We start from the raw sequence: 13,728 nt of genomic DNA on the forward strand, positions 1-13,728 counted from the left end.
ATGGGACGTGGATCGCCATAGGCGCAAGGCCCACGTGGATGTCGTGCCTTTCCCGTCGAGTTATTTCTTTTGCCGCGCCATAAATCGCTCGTTCATTCGCTCGGTGCATTCATCCGATCCGTCATGGAAGGTGCCGAAGAGAATATCCGTCGGGATTGCTCCGGCACTGCCATAGTTACACTCGAAATACTTGTGGTGTAGGTAGTGATAGTAGTCGTCCGTCTTGAGCGCGATACCCTCGCGAACGACTACGCGCTCGAAACCTGAATGACCTTGGGCTGGTGCAAAGCTCAAGTGCTGCAGGTGGAAGATCACGTGCAGCGGATTTGAGGGAATAATCCAGTGGATGAGCACGCCTGAATAGTACAGGACGTGCTCCACGGGGTGCATCGCCAGGCCCGACCAGGGTCCGACGTTGACGTTCTTGTGGTGTAGTTTGTGCACCGTCCGATAGAGCGGCGGCCAATGGATGATTCGATGGACGAGATAGAAATGAATTTCCCGGAACAATGGGATTGCCAGCATCAACAATACGAACCAAATTGGATGCTTGTGCCAGCTCAGGTAAGGAAGCCAGCCATTGGCTTCGCCCCACAGTGTCAAGATCTCATAAGCTGACCAGATCGGCACTGCGCTGGCAAAGGTCCAAAACATATTGTCCAAGACTTGGTTGCCAAACAAGAAAGTCTGATTGCCCGTCGCCGGCCAGCGAGGATGGTATTTATAGTCCTGTCCTTGCGACTTCTGTATGTATAACCGCAGGTGCCAAGCGCCGACGAAAAGAAACAAGATCACCGCGTTCCGTGCGAGAATAAGCAGCATCCAACTCGGTTTGAGCGTCTCCATACGAGATAGGTCGGGCGTCAAAAGGAACCAAGTGATCGCGGCTATACCCAGATAAAGGGCATTCCAAGGGTAGAGATACCCCGGATAGGCGAAAAGGAACTTCAGAGCCGCCACGGGGCGCGGCGGCCAGATGGCCACTGGCGCCTGCTGCAAGGCCTTTTCCGGACGCCAATGGTCGCGCCGCTCGCGCGCTCGGACCTTTGCCGTCTGGCTCCCTAGCCCAATGTCCGACATGCCAAAACTCCCTCAGGGCCACTTTTACCAAGCGGTCATTGTGCAATGCGCGGTTCGGCCGCGAACCAAGCCCGCAGCTCCAAAATAAGGCCATTGCGATGACGACCGCAACGTGAAATGATATTTTCTACCAAACTATCAGAGTAGCCAAGAGTGAGTGACGAATTCTATCAGAAAGGGAAACGTGGGCGGCCGACCGTGTTTGATCTCGCGCAGGCGGCGAAGGTCAGCGTGGCGACAGTTGACCGGGTCATCAATGGGCGCCTTCCGGTGAAGCCAAGCACTGCAAAGCGGGTGCAGGAGGCGGCGCAGACCATCGGCTTCCATGCTGCGGGGACAATCAGCCGACGTAGCATGGGGCTGCATCGACCATTACTTCGCCTCGGCTTTGTCCTCCAGCGGCGCACAACCCAGTTCTATCGCAATCTGGGAACGGCTTTGGAAACCGCTTCCCGTTCTTCACCAAAGGTCCAGGGTCAGGCGGTAGTTGAATTCTTGGAAGACCTCTCGCCTGCCTCCGTCGCGGATCGTGTACGGCGAATGGGACAGCGCGTCGACGCATTGGCTGTAGTGGCCGCGGATCACCCCTTTGTCTCGCGCGCGATTTCCGATCTCCATGAGCAGGGCAAACCGACAATTGCACTTTTAAGCGATCTTACGGCGCCGGTCGGTTACATCGGATGGAACTGGCGGAAGACGGGCCGCACCGCTGGCTGGGCGATGCCGAGATTGGCGGGAAGGACCGGCAAGGTCGCCATTGTGCTGGGCAGCCACCGGTATCAGGGACATGAAATTTGCGAGGTCAGTTTCCGTTCGTACCTTCGAGAGCATGCCGCCGAGCTTCAGCTTCTGGAGCCGCTCGTAAGCTTGGAGGAGCCGCGGCTCGCCTACGAAAGCGTTCTTGACCTTCTACGCCGGGTTCCCGATCTGGGCGGCATCTATGTCCCCGGCGGCGGCATGGAAGGGGTTCTTCAGGCCTTGCGGGAAGTTGAGACCATCCGGCACGTCGCCGTTATCTGCCATGAACTGACTGACGAGACGCGAGAAGGGTTGATCGACGGTACCATCGATCTGGTCATTTCCCATCCGCTGACGTTGTTGGCGGAAGCAGCCGTGGAAGTCATGCGAACCGCGGTAGAGGACTGCCGCGAGCAGGCCATGTCTGCAAAATCTAATCTGGAGGGAGGTCTTGGAAGGTCAAGACGCCAAGGCGTGATGGAAATCTTCGTGCCCATGGAGCTCTACACGCCTGAAAACGTTTAAGCTTGCAAGTAAACACCGACCCATTGCTCCTGCAGAAGTCTCAAATACCTTCCTACGCGACGCAATGATTCCCACGCGATCATAAATTGCAAAAAGCTTTCGCGCCTTATACCTGCTTTCGCCCAAATGGAACATTTCGAGGTTGGTTGGATTGCGCTAGGCGCCGGCTAGCCAAGCAACAGGATTTTTCAAGCGGGCCCCTCGCGCTCGGTTCGCCTTCCCGCGCAGTTGGTCCGTGGCGAGGGGATGTCGGGAATCTGGGGCCTCACCCCTTCTTGCCCAGCCGCATAACGCTCGCCCGTCGAGTTAGCTTTTACGGACGCTGTCACCGCGCGCGCTTACGCCTCTTGGAAAATAGGCGGATAGCGCTGCCTCCTGTTCGGCTGCACTCTGAACCACCTCAGCCTGGGTGGCTCGAATTCTTGTGATGTCGAGCCGTTTAAGGAGCACCCGGATAGCAGGATCTTTGCCGGACGAGACGAGGCAAGCGAAAGAAAGCGTTTCGAGCATCGCCAGCGAGCGTTTGTTGGTCATAGGAACGACGACAACCTGCAGGGCGTCGAGAGGAATGCCGATCCCGACCCGGTGCCAAACGGCGGCGTCGATATAGCCACCGAGTATTGCGGCAGGCACGTGGGAGTACGGCACCTCTACATATTCAACGCCTCCAGCATAGGCGTCGAATTCTGCTCGTGTCAGTTCAGCTTGATCAAAAGATTGCGGATCGATACCGACACGTAGTGGGCCGCTCTTGTAGCCAGAGCGCACGAGAACCAAAACTGACTCCCGGGCGTAATAGGTATTCGGACCGAGCTCGAGAAGTGCAAGGTCGGCTTCTGTCTCGGGAAAGTAATGTCCTAGCGCGGCCTTGGACAAGAGCGCCAAATCGCACGCCCCATGTTCGAGCAGACCGACACGCGCTTTCGCACCGCGTACGTGAACGGCGCTAAGTCCAATCCCGAAGTCGGCAAAGGCCTCTGACAATCCGCTTTCGAGACCTCTGAACTCTGCAGCCTCCGCGAGGCCAATTGCCGCGCTAACGGCACCTCGTCTCGCGAACTGCCAAAGTCTGCCTATATCGAGCAACGTGATAAAGGTGCCCATGTGGCCGCGTGGTCTGCAGGAGACCGCGTGACTGCGCTCAAGCTCGAGCAGCGCCTTCTTGACCGTCCCGGTTCCAACCCGGAATTTGTCGCTGTACTGTGCCAAGGTCGGTAGGCGTTCCTCGGCTTCCCGCCCGAGAAGATCGTTTGCAAGGGCGCGGACGGTCTTTGCGTGCGCAGAGTCAATGTCATCCGAGACTGTCAACATAGATTTTTTCGCCATCGTCATTCTCGTATGTTAGCTTGGTGGCATACGGCGCCGGGAGAGTGCATGGTAGGCACCGTATAGTGCATCGAGCGCCTCGGCATAGTCGCCGGTCATAGCAGAATAGATGGCGTGGGCATCTGGCGAAGGCCGAACTGCCGCCTCATTGTACAGTTCTTCGACTGCTGCGGACGCCGCCAGCGATTTTCCTGCGCCCGCCGCCGCCAGAATGGCGCAGCCTCGCGTCGCGGGGCTATCGTGATCCAATACGCGGAAGGGAATCCCGAGAACGTCGGCCTTAATTTGGGTCCAGAGCCTACTGCGGGCGCCCCCACCAAAGGCAATGACCAAGGAGGGTTCCGCGTATCCGTCCGCCTGGCGGCGCCGTTGGAGGGAGAGGCTATGGCTGTAGGCTAACCCCTCGAGCATGGCCCTATAGAGGTGCTCCCGTCGGTGGGCCCAGTTGAGTCCGATCCAGGCCCCGCGGACGTCGGGTCTCGGCGGCAGCGCCTGACCGCCAAGGTGGGGCACGAAGATTAGATTTTCCGAGCCGGGCGGGAGCAAGCGCGCTGCCTCCTCGAGCCCATCGCGAAGCTCCGCCAGCCCAGCGATTTTCTCGTCCAGGCGGATGCCATTGAGCACCGAATTGAGAAACCAGCCGTTATTCAGTCCGCCGCCTGCGACAAAGCTCTGCGTTACCCAGATATCCGCCCCCGCGGCTTTGATCGTTTCATAGGACCCGCTGTTGTCAAAACCGAAGCTTGCCGAGGTAACGGCAAAGACGGCATAGGTGCCTGCCACATCTGCCGCCATTCCCGGCTGCACTAAGCCGGCACCGAGGAACCCGGCAAGCTGGTCTCCGCAGCCGGCATAGATCGGCATTCCGGCCACCAATCCCGTGCATGCTGCCGTTGAGGCATCGAGGGTTCCGATCCTAGACTCTGAGGGCGTGATCGAAGGAAGGCAATCCTCGTCGATGCCAAGGAGGCGGCAGAGCTCGCCAGACCAACGCTCCATCTTCACGTCGGCCAGTCCAGTCATCCAAAGGTAAGTCGGGTCGATGAAGCCGTCGCTGCCGCTCAGACCCGCGAGCTTAGACGCGACAAAAGAACCCGCTGTCATAAACTTTGCAGTCCTTCTGTACACGTCAGGCATTTCGTCACGGATCCATTGGATTTTTGCAGCGAACACAGGCTGGGCGGATCCGGTTTGTTCGCCGATGGCCGAGCCGTGTTTGCGCACGCCGTCCATGAGCCACTTGCTCGCGCGCTGGTCGAGCGTCGTCGTATAAGGTCCGGTAGGCTGACCATCCATACCGATGGGAATGGTTCCGCTCATCATCCCGCAAACGGCCAGCCCCGCGAAGCGAGAGGGGGCAAGGTCGCTTAGAACAACGGCCGACCTAATGGCGCGGCATGCCGCATCGTATAGAAGCCCCCCATCATGCTCGCTGACGCCGTCCACAGGCTGATGCGCGACGTAGTGAGCGCTTCCGGTCGCGACCGGATGCATCAGAGTCTCATCGAAGATGCCGACCTTCACCCCGGTTGATCCGACGTCAACGCCGATAAAAACGGCTCCCATCATCCTGATCTCCCACCCGTCCGGTGTGCCGGATCCTTATCGAGCCGCAGGGCGGTTGTCGCCAACGCCCACTCGACGGCGGTATACACAATATTTAGGATATTGCATATTGATCTTGCCCTGCTTAGGCTGCGTCATCTGACAGCCCCCGCGCGAAGGCCTTCTAACAGGAGCGCATATGAGGACCCCAGATACCGATCTCCCTGCACTCCTCCAGCAGATGGCAACTCCATCGGATGAGGAACGAACGGCATCGTTCGCGCGCGACGCGTGGCCCATCGCTGCCAAGTGGAGCCGGTCAGAGCTTGCTGAACACGTGCCTGCCGGCGTTCTCCGACCCCGGGACGACGAAGACGTGATGAAGATGGTGACGGCCGCCAGGGCGGCCGGAAGGTCGGTCGTCGCTGTTGGCGGAGGTTCCGGAGTTTGTGGGGCAGCGATCCCCGACGCCCGCTCGCTGATCATGGATATGAAGGGGCTCGGAGAGATTCGGGCCTTCGATCAGATCGGCATGACTGTGTCTGTCGGCGCGGGCGTTTTAGGAGGCGTCTTGGAGGAGTGGTTGAGCGAGAAGGGCTTTACTTGCGGCCACTACCCGCAATCGCTCCACATCTCGACTGTAGGCGGATGGCTTGCCACTCGCGGAACTGGGACATTCTCTAACAAATATGGTGGCATTGAGAAGCTCGTCCAGGCGCTGAAGGTCATCTTGCCGGACGGAACGAGTATGTCGCTTGGGCATGCTCCCCGCTCAGCGGCCGGCCCTAATCTAATGGAGCTGTTCTTCGGTTCTGAGGGCACGCTCGGCATCGTCACTGAAATAACGCTCCGCATCTTCCCTAAGCCTCGGAGCCAGATCTTTGCCGCGTTCCGGATGCCTTCGCTGGATAGCGGCGTCCAGGCGGTTCGAGAGTTTTTTTTCCAAGAGTGCACGCCTGCCCTGGTCAGGCTCTACGATCCGGAGGAGTCCCAACACCTCTATGATGCCGCGGGAGAGGTCCATGGTGGAGCGCTACTCCTCCTGGGCCACGAAGGTCATGAACGCATCGCGGAAGCCGAAGCCGCCGCTTGCGGCATCATCTTATCCGGCCTCGGGGCAACGATCCTCCCGGCACGAGTTGCAGAAACCTGGAACGCCGGCCGGTACCGCGCAGCGTGGCTGGATGCGAACCAGCTCAGTGACACTATAGCGGATTCGATCGAAGTTTCCGTAGGATGGGCGGAACTCATGACAATCTATGACGACGTCATGGCCAAGATCAGACCGCTCTGTACTGTCGCGATGGGCCACTTATCGCACTTCTACCAGACCGGGGGAATGATCTACTTCATCTTCCAAATTCAGGATCCCGACACGGCTTCCCTGAAGAGTCGCTATGCGCGCGTCTGGTCAATCGTCACGGAAGCGGCCTTGGCCTACGGGGGAACGACGACGCACCACCATGGCGTCGGTCTCGCCAGACGAAGTGTTTTCCCCAAAGAAATCGGCGAAGCCGCAGCGGCGTTCCTCCAGACCATCAAATCAGCCGTCGACCCTGACAACATCTTAAACCCCGGCAAACTGGCATTTCGCTGATGCAGGCCGACGAACGTCAAAGGGAGAGAACATGGATTCGCGAACGGGTAAAAAGATCCGCTTTGGAAGGCTTGTCGATCCTGCGTCGCAGCGTGGAGTCGTGGTCGCCTATTCTCACGGCGTTCTTCTAGGGCCTTTTCCAGGAGGACGGACGCGTTCAGAGATTAAGCAAAAACTCGGCCATCTAAAGGACGCGGATGGAATCGTGCTCGGCCCAGGCGTCGTTTCAATATATGAAGACGCATTTATCGGGCGTGACCGTCCCACTCTCATCGTCCATGCAGACTGGGAGAATTGGGACAGACCGCATATGCGCCCGTCGCGAGGGGCGGCGCAGACCATTGTAGATGTCGAGCTTGCTGCTGCTTCAGGCGTCGATGCCTTGATGTCTTACATGTTTATCGGACACGACGACACGCAACTTGAACGGTTGGAAATTGAGCGCAATGCGCGTCTTGCGCAACTTTGCGACAAGCACGGGCTAGTGCTCATTGTTGAACCCCGGTCAGTTCATGAGCTCACAGACAGAAAGCTTGCCTTCTCTAAGGAAACTGTTTCGCTCTACTGTCGTATGGCCGCTGAGCTTGGTGCCGATATTATCAAATGCCTGTGGCCTGGCTCGGAGGAAGTGCTTGCCGAGGCAGTGAACGCCTGCCCGGTCCCGATCTTTCTCGCCGGCGGCCCGGCGGAGGGTGGCCACCTGTCGACGTTCAAACTCGCACGCACAGCGGTCGAGGCCGGATGTGGCGGCCTTATTTTCGGGCGCCGCTCATTCGAAAACGAGGTCATCCCACAGGTCATCCAGGGCCTCAAGGATATCGTTCAGCGTGATGTGACGCCGGAGGATGCGATGAAACGCTTCGCCTGACGAAGCGTTTCAGGGTCCTAATAAGAAGAATAAACACTAGGGAGGTAACGATGAATAAAACAGCGACTGGCTTAGTCCTCAGCATTGCTCTCGTTGCAGCTACAGCCCATGCCGCCGATCTCAAGAACGTGGGTATAACACTCGGCTCGATGGGTAACCCTTTCTTCGTATCCTTGGCCAACGCCGCCAACAAGCAAGCCGACCAGATCAATCCAAAGGTGCAGGTCGTCTCAGTGGGCGCAGACTATGACCTGGGAAAGCAATTCAACCAGATCGAGAACTTCATCGCGAGCGATGTCGATATCATACTGCTGAACGCCAGCGATCCGGTAGCAATCGCGCCTGCCGTCAAAAAGGCGACGGCTGCTGGAATTCCCGTCATCGCCGTCGGGGACCGCGCACTGGGATCCAATGCAGTCGTCATGACGGATAATAACCAAGCAGCGCGTCTCTCTTGCCAGTTCCTGGCCGACAAGATCGGCGACAAGGGAAACGTAATTATAATCAATGGCCCACAGGTTTCCTCAGTCGTTGAGCGCGTGAAAGGGTGCAAGGCCGTCTTCTCGAAATACCCGGCCATCAAGCTACTCTCGTCCAATGAAGACGCAAAGGGCTCGCGCGACGGTGGACTGGACGTCGCGGAGGCGCTGCTCACGAGATACCCGCATATCGATGGAATATTCACGATAAATGACCCGACAGCCATCGGCGCCGACCTGGCAGCGAAACAGCTTCATCGATCCGAGATGATAATTACATCTGTTGATGGTTCACCCGACATCGTGGCGGCACTCAAATCGGATACGCTGATCCAAGCGTCCGCCGCGCAGGAACCCCGAACGATGGGTATCGAAGGCATAAAGATCGGATGGGCAATCATCAATGGCAAAAAGCTCACAAACTCGACTGTCCTCATTCCCTCCAAGCTCGTTACGCGGGCTAATGTAGGTTCATACGCAGGATGGTGACGCTCGCTGGGGCTCTGGCATCCGCTGCGGAGATGTGCAAGCGCTCTCCGCAGCCACGGGGAAGCTATAACATCTCGGCTGCCCCACTGTTGCCGGCCTGCCGATCGCGGCGTGGATCGGCAGCGTTGATCCTGAGGCGGAGGCATCGTTCACCCTTGCCTCCGTACCGCTGTCGTGGTTGGACCTTCGCCTCCCAAGCGGGAATACGTTATCGGCGCAGACAGTGCGTAACCCGATGAAGGTTTCGGTAGCGACACTTTGCTAAGAGTGCCGAGTGCCCATAGTGCAGCCACTGGCCGCGCGACAAAGGCGCTTGCTGCAAGTCGGCTGCAGCTCCTAGTTCACTTTTACTGCGACGGCCCTGAAATACCTCTCCACGTCTAAATGTTCGCCATGACGGGGCAAAGGTAACAGCGATCGTTCCGACGGCGTCGCGAACATTTGCAAGACGCTGGGCTAATTTCATGGTGTCGAGACTGCGGTATTTGCGACCGCGGCAAGCCATATCGCCACGGCTTCGGCGCCTGGGTCGGGTTTGCCCGCCACACGATCGCCGAGGTAGCTCGACCGACCCCGCCGAGGTGACATGTCAGCGGTCGCGGCGGCGCCGTCCTGAGCGGCGGCGAAACTGCGTTTGAGTGACGTATCGAGATCAAGACCGGAGAAAAGCGCCGCCTTTAAAGCTTCGGCGGCTGGCACCATGGCGTCCAGCATGGTGCGGTCCCCAGGCCGGGCGTCACCAAGTTGACCGATCGCGGCGCCTTGGGCAAATGCTTCGGCCCAAGCTGCAGCATCGGATAGCGAGCGCTTCCGCGATCTCCCTAGTGGCGGCCGCTGCTCGCCGAATCATCATAGGGGAGGTTGTCCTGACGGATGCGACAATTTCCGGCTGTAGCTCGAGCATCAGGATCCGCACGTCGTTGAGGCTGGGCCTGTCACTTCCTCCGGAGACTGATTCTTAGTTGCGATAGTACCGGGGCTGACGGCCAAACGTGGATCTCGGCCCTCTCGGGGCGCACAAAGTGGGACAGACCGATGCCGCCTTATTCAAGAACGGCCACAGCCTCTATCTCGATGAGCCACGCCGCCATCGCCAGAGAGCTTACACCGATCAGGGCGCTCGTCGGCGGCTTGCGGCCGTTGTAAAACGGCTCCTTAGCGCCCGTAATAATTTCGCGATGCTGAGGTTCAAAGCCCACGACGAATGTCGTAGTCTTGACAACATCAGAGAAGTCGGCCCCTGCCGCTGCGAGCGCCAGGCTTAAATTACGCATCGCTTGGCGCGTTTGCGCGGCCAAATCACCTGCGCCAACGAGGTGGCCGTAAACATCGACCGCGACCTGCCCTGAGGTGTAAATCACGCTCGACCCCGTCGCGATGGCCACCTGAGAGAAAGTGGAATTAAGCATTAGCCCATCGGGCTCGATAAATTTGATCACTTCCAGTGCTACCTTTGATGTGGCTTTCGGTGCGATGTCCTGCTCGGCGGTTTCCCTGAAGCGATCAGCCGCGACAACGAGCGCCGGCGGCAGGACTGGTCGAGATCCTATCTCACATCGGCCCTCACGCGCTATCTGCGGGACATCGCTGACGATCCGGACGAGATCGTCGCCCAGGATTGCGTCCCGCCGGCTCCGGAGCTTGCCTTCGAAGAGATGCTCCAGGAAAGTCGGCGTCCGGCCTTCGACCTCGGGCCGTGCGAGCGGCAGAATCTGGATGGTCTTCATCCGACCGGCCAGGCTGTAGGCGACCCGCGGCAAAGTCAGGACATTCGCCGAACCAGTGAGCAGGAAGCGACCCGGCCGATAGTCCTCATCGACCGTCTTCTCGATGGCCAGGAGCAGGCCAGGGGCGCGCTGGATTTCGTCGATGATGGCCCGATCGAGGCCGCGGATGAAGCCCGCGGGATCGGACTGGGCGGCCTCAAGGACTGTTTGAAGATGCGGCGACCTATGTCGGGGTGCGGGTCGATCAGTTGCGACGCCTGGTGCGCACCGGAGAGCTACTCCCCCCATCGTATAGCCTCGGGCCGAGATCGCAACGATGGGACCGACACGCGCTGGATGCGGTGTTCGAAGTGAAGCCAGCCAAGCCAAATCATGCAACGCCATCTGGAATGGCCGGTGCGCTCCTCGCCGGACGAGAACTCACTCAGCGTGGCACGCAAGTTGCCCGCCGAAAACGATGTGTAGAAGCCGACCGCCACGTTCCCGCTCTCGCCGGCGCGAGTGGAACGAACCCACTCGTTCAGTTCATCCAGCTCCTTTACGATATGACGTGCTTTGCGCAGGTAGGTCTGACCGTCCACCGCCAGGCTTGCACCGCGCGTTTTTCGATCGAACAGCACGAGGCCCAAACGCTTCTCCGTCTCCAAGATATGTCGGCTGAGCGTCGCCTGCTTGATGCCGAGCCGCTGCGCCGCTCTGCTGAAGCTGCCGGCTTCGGCCGCAGCGATCAGATAGCGAAGCTGGCGAAACTCGATCATTCGGCCCCGGACCCGCCCGTGATGCGAACCCACTGATCACACGTGCAGGCCCAAAGCGCATGTGCGCCAAACCGGAGATGGACGAGCGGGTACAAGCTCATCTCTTGCAACCTAGCCAGGCATTTTGCCCATCCTTGAGCCAGGCAAGCGTTTCCTCCCAGAAGTCGTTTGCGCGCTCCTCTCGGAACAGATTGAAATGTCCCATAGACTGTTGACAATAGTCGTGGGGATTTAGCGTCACCGTCGTGCGAACAGATCCCGTGTAGTAATCTAGAGCCCGGTTAATTGCTGGCTCTGTACCAATCTCATCGTCAGACACGACAATGGCGAGGATGGGCGCGGTGAAACTCGCAATGCGGTCGATCACCGCCGAACGCTCGTGACGCGGGTAGCTGTTCTCAAAACGTGGTCCGCGGAAGCTCCATTCATAGGCCACACCAGCCGGCAGATCTTCAAGCCAGCCTAGACGCTTTCCCGGAAAGTAGCCGCAGCAGGCAGTTAAGAGAGCCATGGCAACGTGCCATTTCATGACCAAGGCGACCCACCGCCCGGAAGCATAGTCTCCTAGCCAAGCGTATTGCGCCCCCACGGTCAGCAAGCGATCAATCTCAGTGACGCTGCGGGCGAGTCCCGGGATGACGCCGCCGAAGCTGTGTCCCACCACGTTCAAAGGGCCGACAGTTTTGCGATGGCTCATGAAACGAACAGCGGTTTCGAAGTCGCGCTCGCCCCAGTCCCGCCATCGAAATCCGCATCCCCTCAAGTCGGTTGGCCGAGAGGCCCCGATGCCACGATAGTCGTAGGTAAGAACCTCAAACCCATGGTTCGCTAGAAAGCGCGCGTACCGATGATAGAAGCGAGCGCGCACGCCAGTAGCGGGGTTGATGATAACCTGCCCGGTCGGAATGCAACTGGACCGCCACAGATGGCCGCCTAAGACGACGCCATCATGCATGTTAAGCTAACGGCTGAGCCTTGATCAGCACGCAGATCTAACCCTTCGCTTTTTTTGCCGACAGCGGGCATGCAACGCCTTTCGCCTTAGCGTGCTGGAAATTTTAGACCGTTACGACCAGGCCGACGATCGCTTGTTCGAAGCTTGGGCGCGCGCGCTGCACGCCGAAATCGCGGGGGCCGGAGGGGTTCCGATCACGAGCAAGGTTCGTCGAGTCATGGATTGCCTCAGATGATCATTTCGTCGGGCTCGATGAGCAGCGCCGCTATTGTCCTGAGCGCCTTTTCAAGATCGTCTCTATTCGTGGTCGCCATGACGGACAGCCGAATCCCCCCTCCGCTTTCACCGCCGACGAACGATGCGTCGGGGGGCGTAAGCCGGACTCCGCGCTCGCTGGATAGACGCGCCAGCTTTCCCGCCTGGACAACAGGCATCGGGAGCCACAAATGCGGAGCGCCGTCGGGCATTGGGACGGAGTCCAGCGCCAACACCCGCTGGGCGAGTTGGACCCGTGCCTTCGCCTCAGAGCGCAAGATCGCGGCGACGATCGTGTCGGCGCCTACTTCGATAAGCGCGCAAGCCAATTCGAGGCCGTGTGGAGAGGCGCCCCACACGACTGCGCCGACCGCTTTTGCTATGCTCCCGATGCGATCCGCAGGCGGTGCTATGATCCCGACGCGGAGCAGGGGTGTCAGGCACTTGGATATACTATTGAGATAGTATGTTCTGGAGGGCGCAAGTTCTTTGAAGGTGGGGCCGCCCTTGGCGGCATAGACCGAATATATGTCGTCCTCGACGATCCGGGCGTCGTGCTTCTCGGCAATTGCCAAAACTGCCCGTCGGCGCTCTTCGCTCATCTCGAACCCGATAGGATTGTGGCAAACCGGTGTGAGATAGATGACCTTGGCGCCGCTCGCACCGAGGACACGGTCAAGATCATCCGGGTCGATGCCGCCGCTGTCGTGAAGTACCGGCAGCATCTCCATATCCAGCGCCTTCGCCGCAGCGATAGCGCCTGGATATGTCGCGCCCTCAGTGGCGATATGACGGGACGTTGCCCGCAGGTCCTGAAAGGCCAGATAGATGCCGTGCTGAACGCCGACTGTGGCGATCATTTGGTTTTCATCCAGTTGCAGGCGGGTTCGCGTCAGCCATGCGGCAAACGAACGGCGCTGCTCTGCCGTCCCGCGCTGAGCCGCATAGCCGCCATGCGGGAGAGCGAGGGATCGATGCATCGCACGCTCGGCTGCCTCGCGAAACTTCTCTTCGGGGATGACCTGAGGCGGTCCGTTGACCGCTAAGTCGATCGTACCGCTGTTGCCTGGAACGATCCTTATATCGTTCACGAATGTGCCGCGACCAACTTCCCCGCGCAGGATGCCACGTCCGTTGAGCAGTTCGAGGGCCTTGGTGACGGTCCCGATCGCGACACCGGCCTGTCGCGCGAGTTCGCGGTGCGTAGGCAGGCGATCGCCCGGCTGATAACGGCGTTCACTAATGAGTTGCTCCACGGCTACCGCGAGCCGCTCGTGCAAAGCCCCCGGGACATCCGGGAGCTGGATCCTGATCGCCTGAGCGCCGCGCACATAGCCTCGCAATACAATTTCGTGAATTGTACTACATCGCAGCTTCCGCCCACGA

General features: G+C 59.2%; 11 protein-coding genes and 1 pseudogene. 4 read left to right on the forward strand and 8 right to left on the reverse strand.

Going from position 1 to position 13,728, the window contains the following annotated elements:
* Positions 1–60 precede the first annotated feature (60 nt).
* Positions 61–1,080 (reverse strand): sterol desaturase family protein, encoded by a 1,020-nt coding sequence (locus tag GSQ92_RS28685; RefSeq protein ID WP_159014770.1) that lies wholly within the window; start codon positions 1,078–1,080, stop codon positions 61–63.
* 153 nt (positions 1,081–1,233) lie between these two features.
* On the opposite strand from GSQ92_RS28685, the gene GSQ92_RS28690 reads away from it, so the two are divergent.
* On the forward strand, positions 1,234–2,343 hold the full coding sequence (locus tag GSQ92_RS28690) for a LacI family DNA-binding transcriptional regulator (RefSeq protein WP_159014771.1): 1,110 nt from the start codon (positions 1,234–1,236) through the stop codon (positions 2,341–2,343).
* A 306-nt stretch (positions 2,344–2,649) separates the two neighbouring features.
* On the opposite strand, the gene GSQ92_RS28695 is transcribed toward GSQ92_RS28690, so the two are convergent.
* Both GSQ92_RS28695 and GSQ92_RS28700 read right to left on the reverse strand, forming a co-directional pair.
* The gene (locus tag GSQ92_RS28695; protein WP_159014772.1) at positions 2,650–3,669 is read right to left on the reverse strand and encodes a YhfZ family protein; all 1,020 of its coding nucleotides are present in this window, start codon (positions 3,667–3,669) and stop codon (positions 2,650–2,652) included.
* A 15-nt stretch (positions 3,670–3,684) separates the two neighbouring features.
* Complete coding sequence (locus tag GSQ92_RS28700) at positions 3,685–5,238, reverse strand: FGGY-family carbohydrate kinase (protein WP_159014773.1); 1,554 nt, start codon at positions 5,236–5,238, stop codon at positions 3,685–3,687.
* A 217-nt stretch (positions 5,239–5,455) separates the two neighbouring features.
* On the opposite strand from GSQ92_RS28700, the gene GSQ92_RS28705 reads away from it, so the two are divergent.
* The 3 genes from GSQ92_RS28705 to GSQ92_RS28715 are packed head-to-tail and all read left to right on the forward strand — an operon-like array spanning position 5,456 to position 8,647.
* Positions 5,456–6,811, forward strand: coding sequence for an FAD-binding oxidoreductase (locus GSQ92_RS28705; protein WP_256367149.1), 1,356 nt, complete (start codon positions 5,456–5,458; stop codon positions 6,809–6,811).
* A 31-nt stretch (positions 6,812–6,842) separates the two neighbouring features.
* Complete coding sequence (locus GSQ92_RS28710) at positions 6,843–7,679, forward strand: class I fructose-bisphosphate aldolase (RefSeq protein ID WP_159014775.1); 837 nt, start codon at positions 6,843–6,845, stop codon at positions 7,677–7,679.
* Between the two features lie 50 nt (positions 7,680–7,729).
* Positions 7,730–8,647, forward strand: a complete 918-nt coding sequence (locus tag GSQ92_RS28715; protein ID WP_159014776.1) for an ABC transporter substrate-binding protein — start codon at positions 7,730–7,732, stop codon at positions 8,645–8,647.
* Positions 8,648–9,109: 462 nt separating this feature from the next.
* Here the strand turns inward: GSQ92_RS28715 and GSQ92_RS28720 are convergent.
* The 5 genes and pseudogenes from GSQ92_RS28720 to GSQ92_RS28750 form a co-directional block, all read right to left on the reverse strand.
* Positions 9,110–9,433: pseudogene (locus GSQ92_RS28720) on the reverse strand (DAK2 domain-containing protein); the annotation flags it as partial.
* A gap of 257 nt (positions 9,434–9,690) precedes the next feature.
* Entirely contained in the window at positions 9,691–10,758 is a 1,068-nt protein-coding gene (locus tag GSQ92_RS30615) for a Rid family hydrolase (protein ID WP_371418615.1), read from the reverse strand.
* Complete coding sequence (locus GSQ92_RS28740) at positions 10,650–11,132, reverse strand: LysR family transcriptional regulator (RefSeq protein ID WP_159014777.1); 483 nt, start codon at positions 11,130–11,132, stop codon at positions 10,650–10,652. The genes GSQ92_RS30615 and GSQ92_RS28740 overlap by 109 nt, the downstream gene beginning before the upstream one ends.
* A 97-nt stretch (positions 11,133–11,229) precedes the next feature.
* The gene (locus GSQ92_RS28745) at positions 11,230–12,087 is read right to left on the reverse strand and encodes an alpha/beta fold hydrolase (RefSeq protein ID WP_159014778.1); all 858 of its coding nucleotides are present in this window, start codon (positions 12,085–12,087) and stop codon (positions 11,230–11,232) included.
* A 227-nt stretch (positions 12,088–12,314) separates the two neighbouring features.
* Positions 12,315–13,685, reverse strand: a complete 1,371-nt coding sequence (locus GSQ92_RS28750; protein ID WP_159014779.1) for a PLP-dependent aminotransferase family protein — start codon at positions 13,683–13,685, stop codon at positions 12,315–12,317.
* Positions 13,686–13,728: the final 43 nt, after the last annotated feature.

Origin of the sequence: Acidisoma sp. S159, from assembly GCF_009766125.1 — a bacterium.
Classification (GTDB): Bacteria; Pseudomonadota; Alphaproteobacteria; order Acetobacterales; family Acetobacteraceae; genus Acidisoma.

Bases quoted from the DNA above. Each gene is read 5' to 3' on its own strand.
- GSQ92_RS28685 (WP_159014770.1), bottom strand. From the start codon at position 1,080: ATGTCGGACATTGGGCTAGGGAGCCAGACGGCAAAGGTCCGAGCGCGC.
- GSQ92_RS28695 (WP_159014772.1), bottom strand. From the start codon at position 3,669: ATGGCGAAAAAATCTATGTTGACAGTCTCGGATGACATTGACTCTGCG.
- GSQ92_RS28700 (WP_159014773.1), bottom strand. From the start codon at position 5,238: ATGATGGGAGCCGTTTTTATCGGCGTTGACGTCGGATCAACCGGGGTG.
- GSQ92_RS28705 (WP_256367149.1), top strand. From the start codon at position 5,456: ATGGCAACTCCATCGGATGAGGAACGAACGGCATCGTTCGCGCGCGAC.
- GSQ92_RS28710 (WP_159014775.1), top strand. From the start codon at position 6,843: ATGGATTCGCGAACGGGTAAAAAGATCCGCTTTGGAAGGCTTGTCGAT.
- GSQ92_RS28715 (WP_159014776.1), top strand. From the start codon at position 7,730: ATGAATAAAACAGCGACTGGCTTAGTCCTCAGCATTGCTCTCGTTGCA.
- GSQ92_RS30615 (WP_371418615.1), bottom strand. From the start codon at position 10,758: ATGGCGTTGCATGATTTGGCTTGGCTGGCTTCACTTCGAACACCGCAT.
- GSQ92_RS28740 (WP_159014777.1), bottom strand. From the start codon at position 11,132: ATGATCGAGTTTCGCCAGCTTCGCTATCTGATCGCTGCGGCCGAAGCC.
- GSQ92_RS28745 (WP_159014778.1), bottom strand. From the start codon at position 12,087: ATGCATGATGGCGTCGTCTTAGGCGGCCATCTGTGGCGGTCCAGTTGC.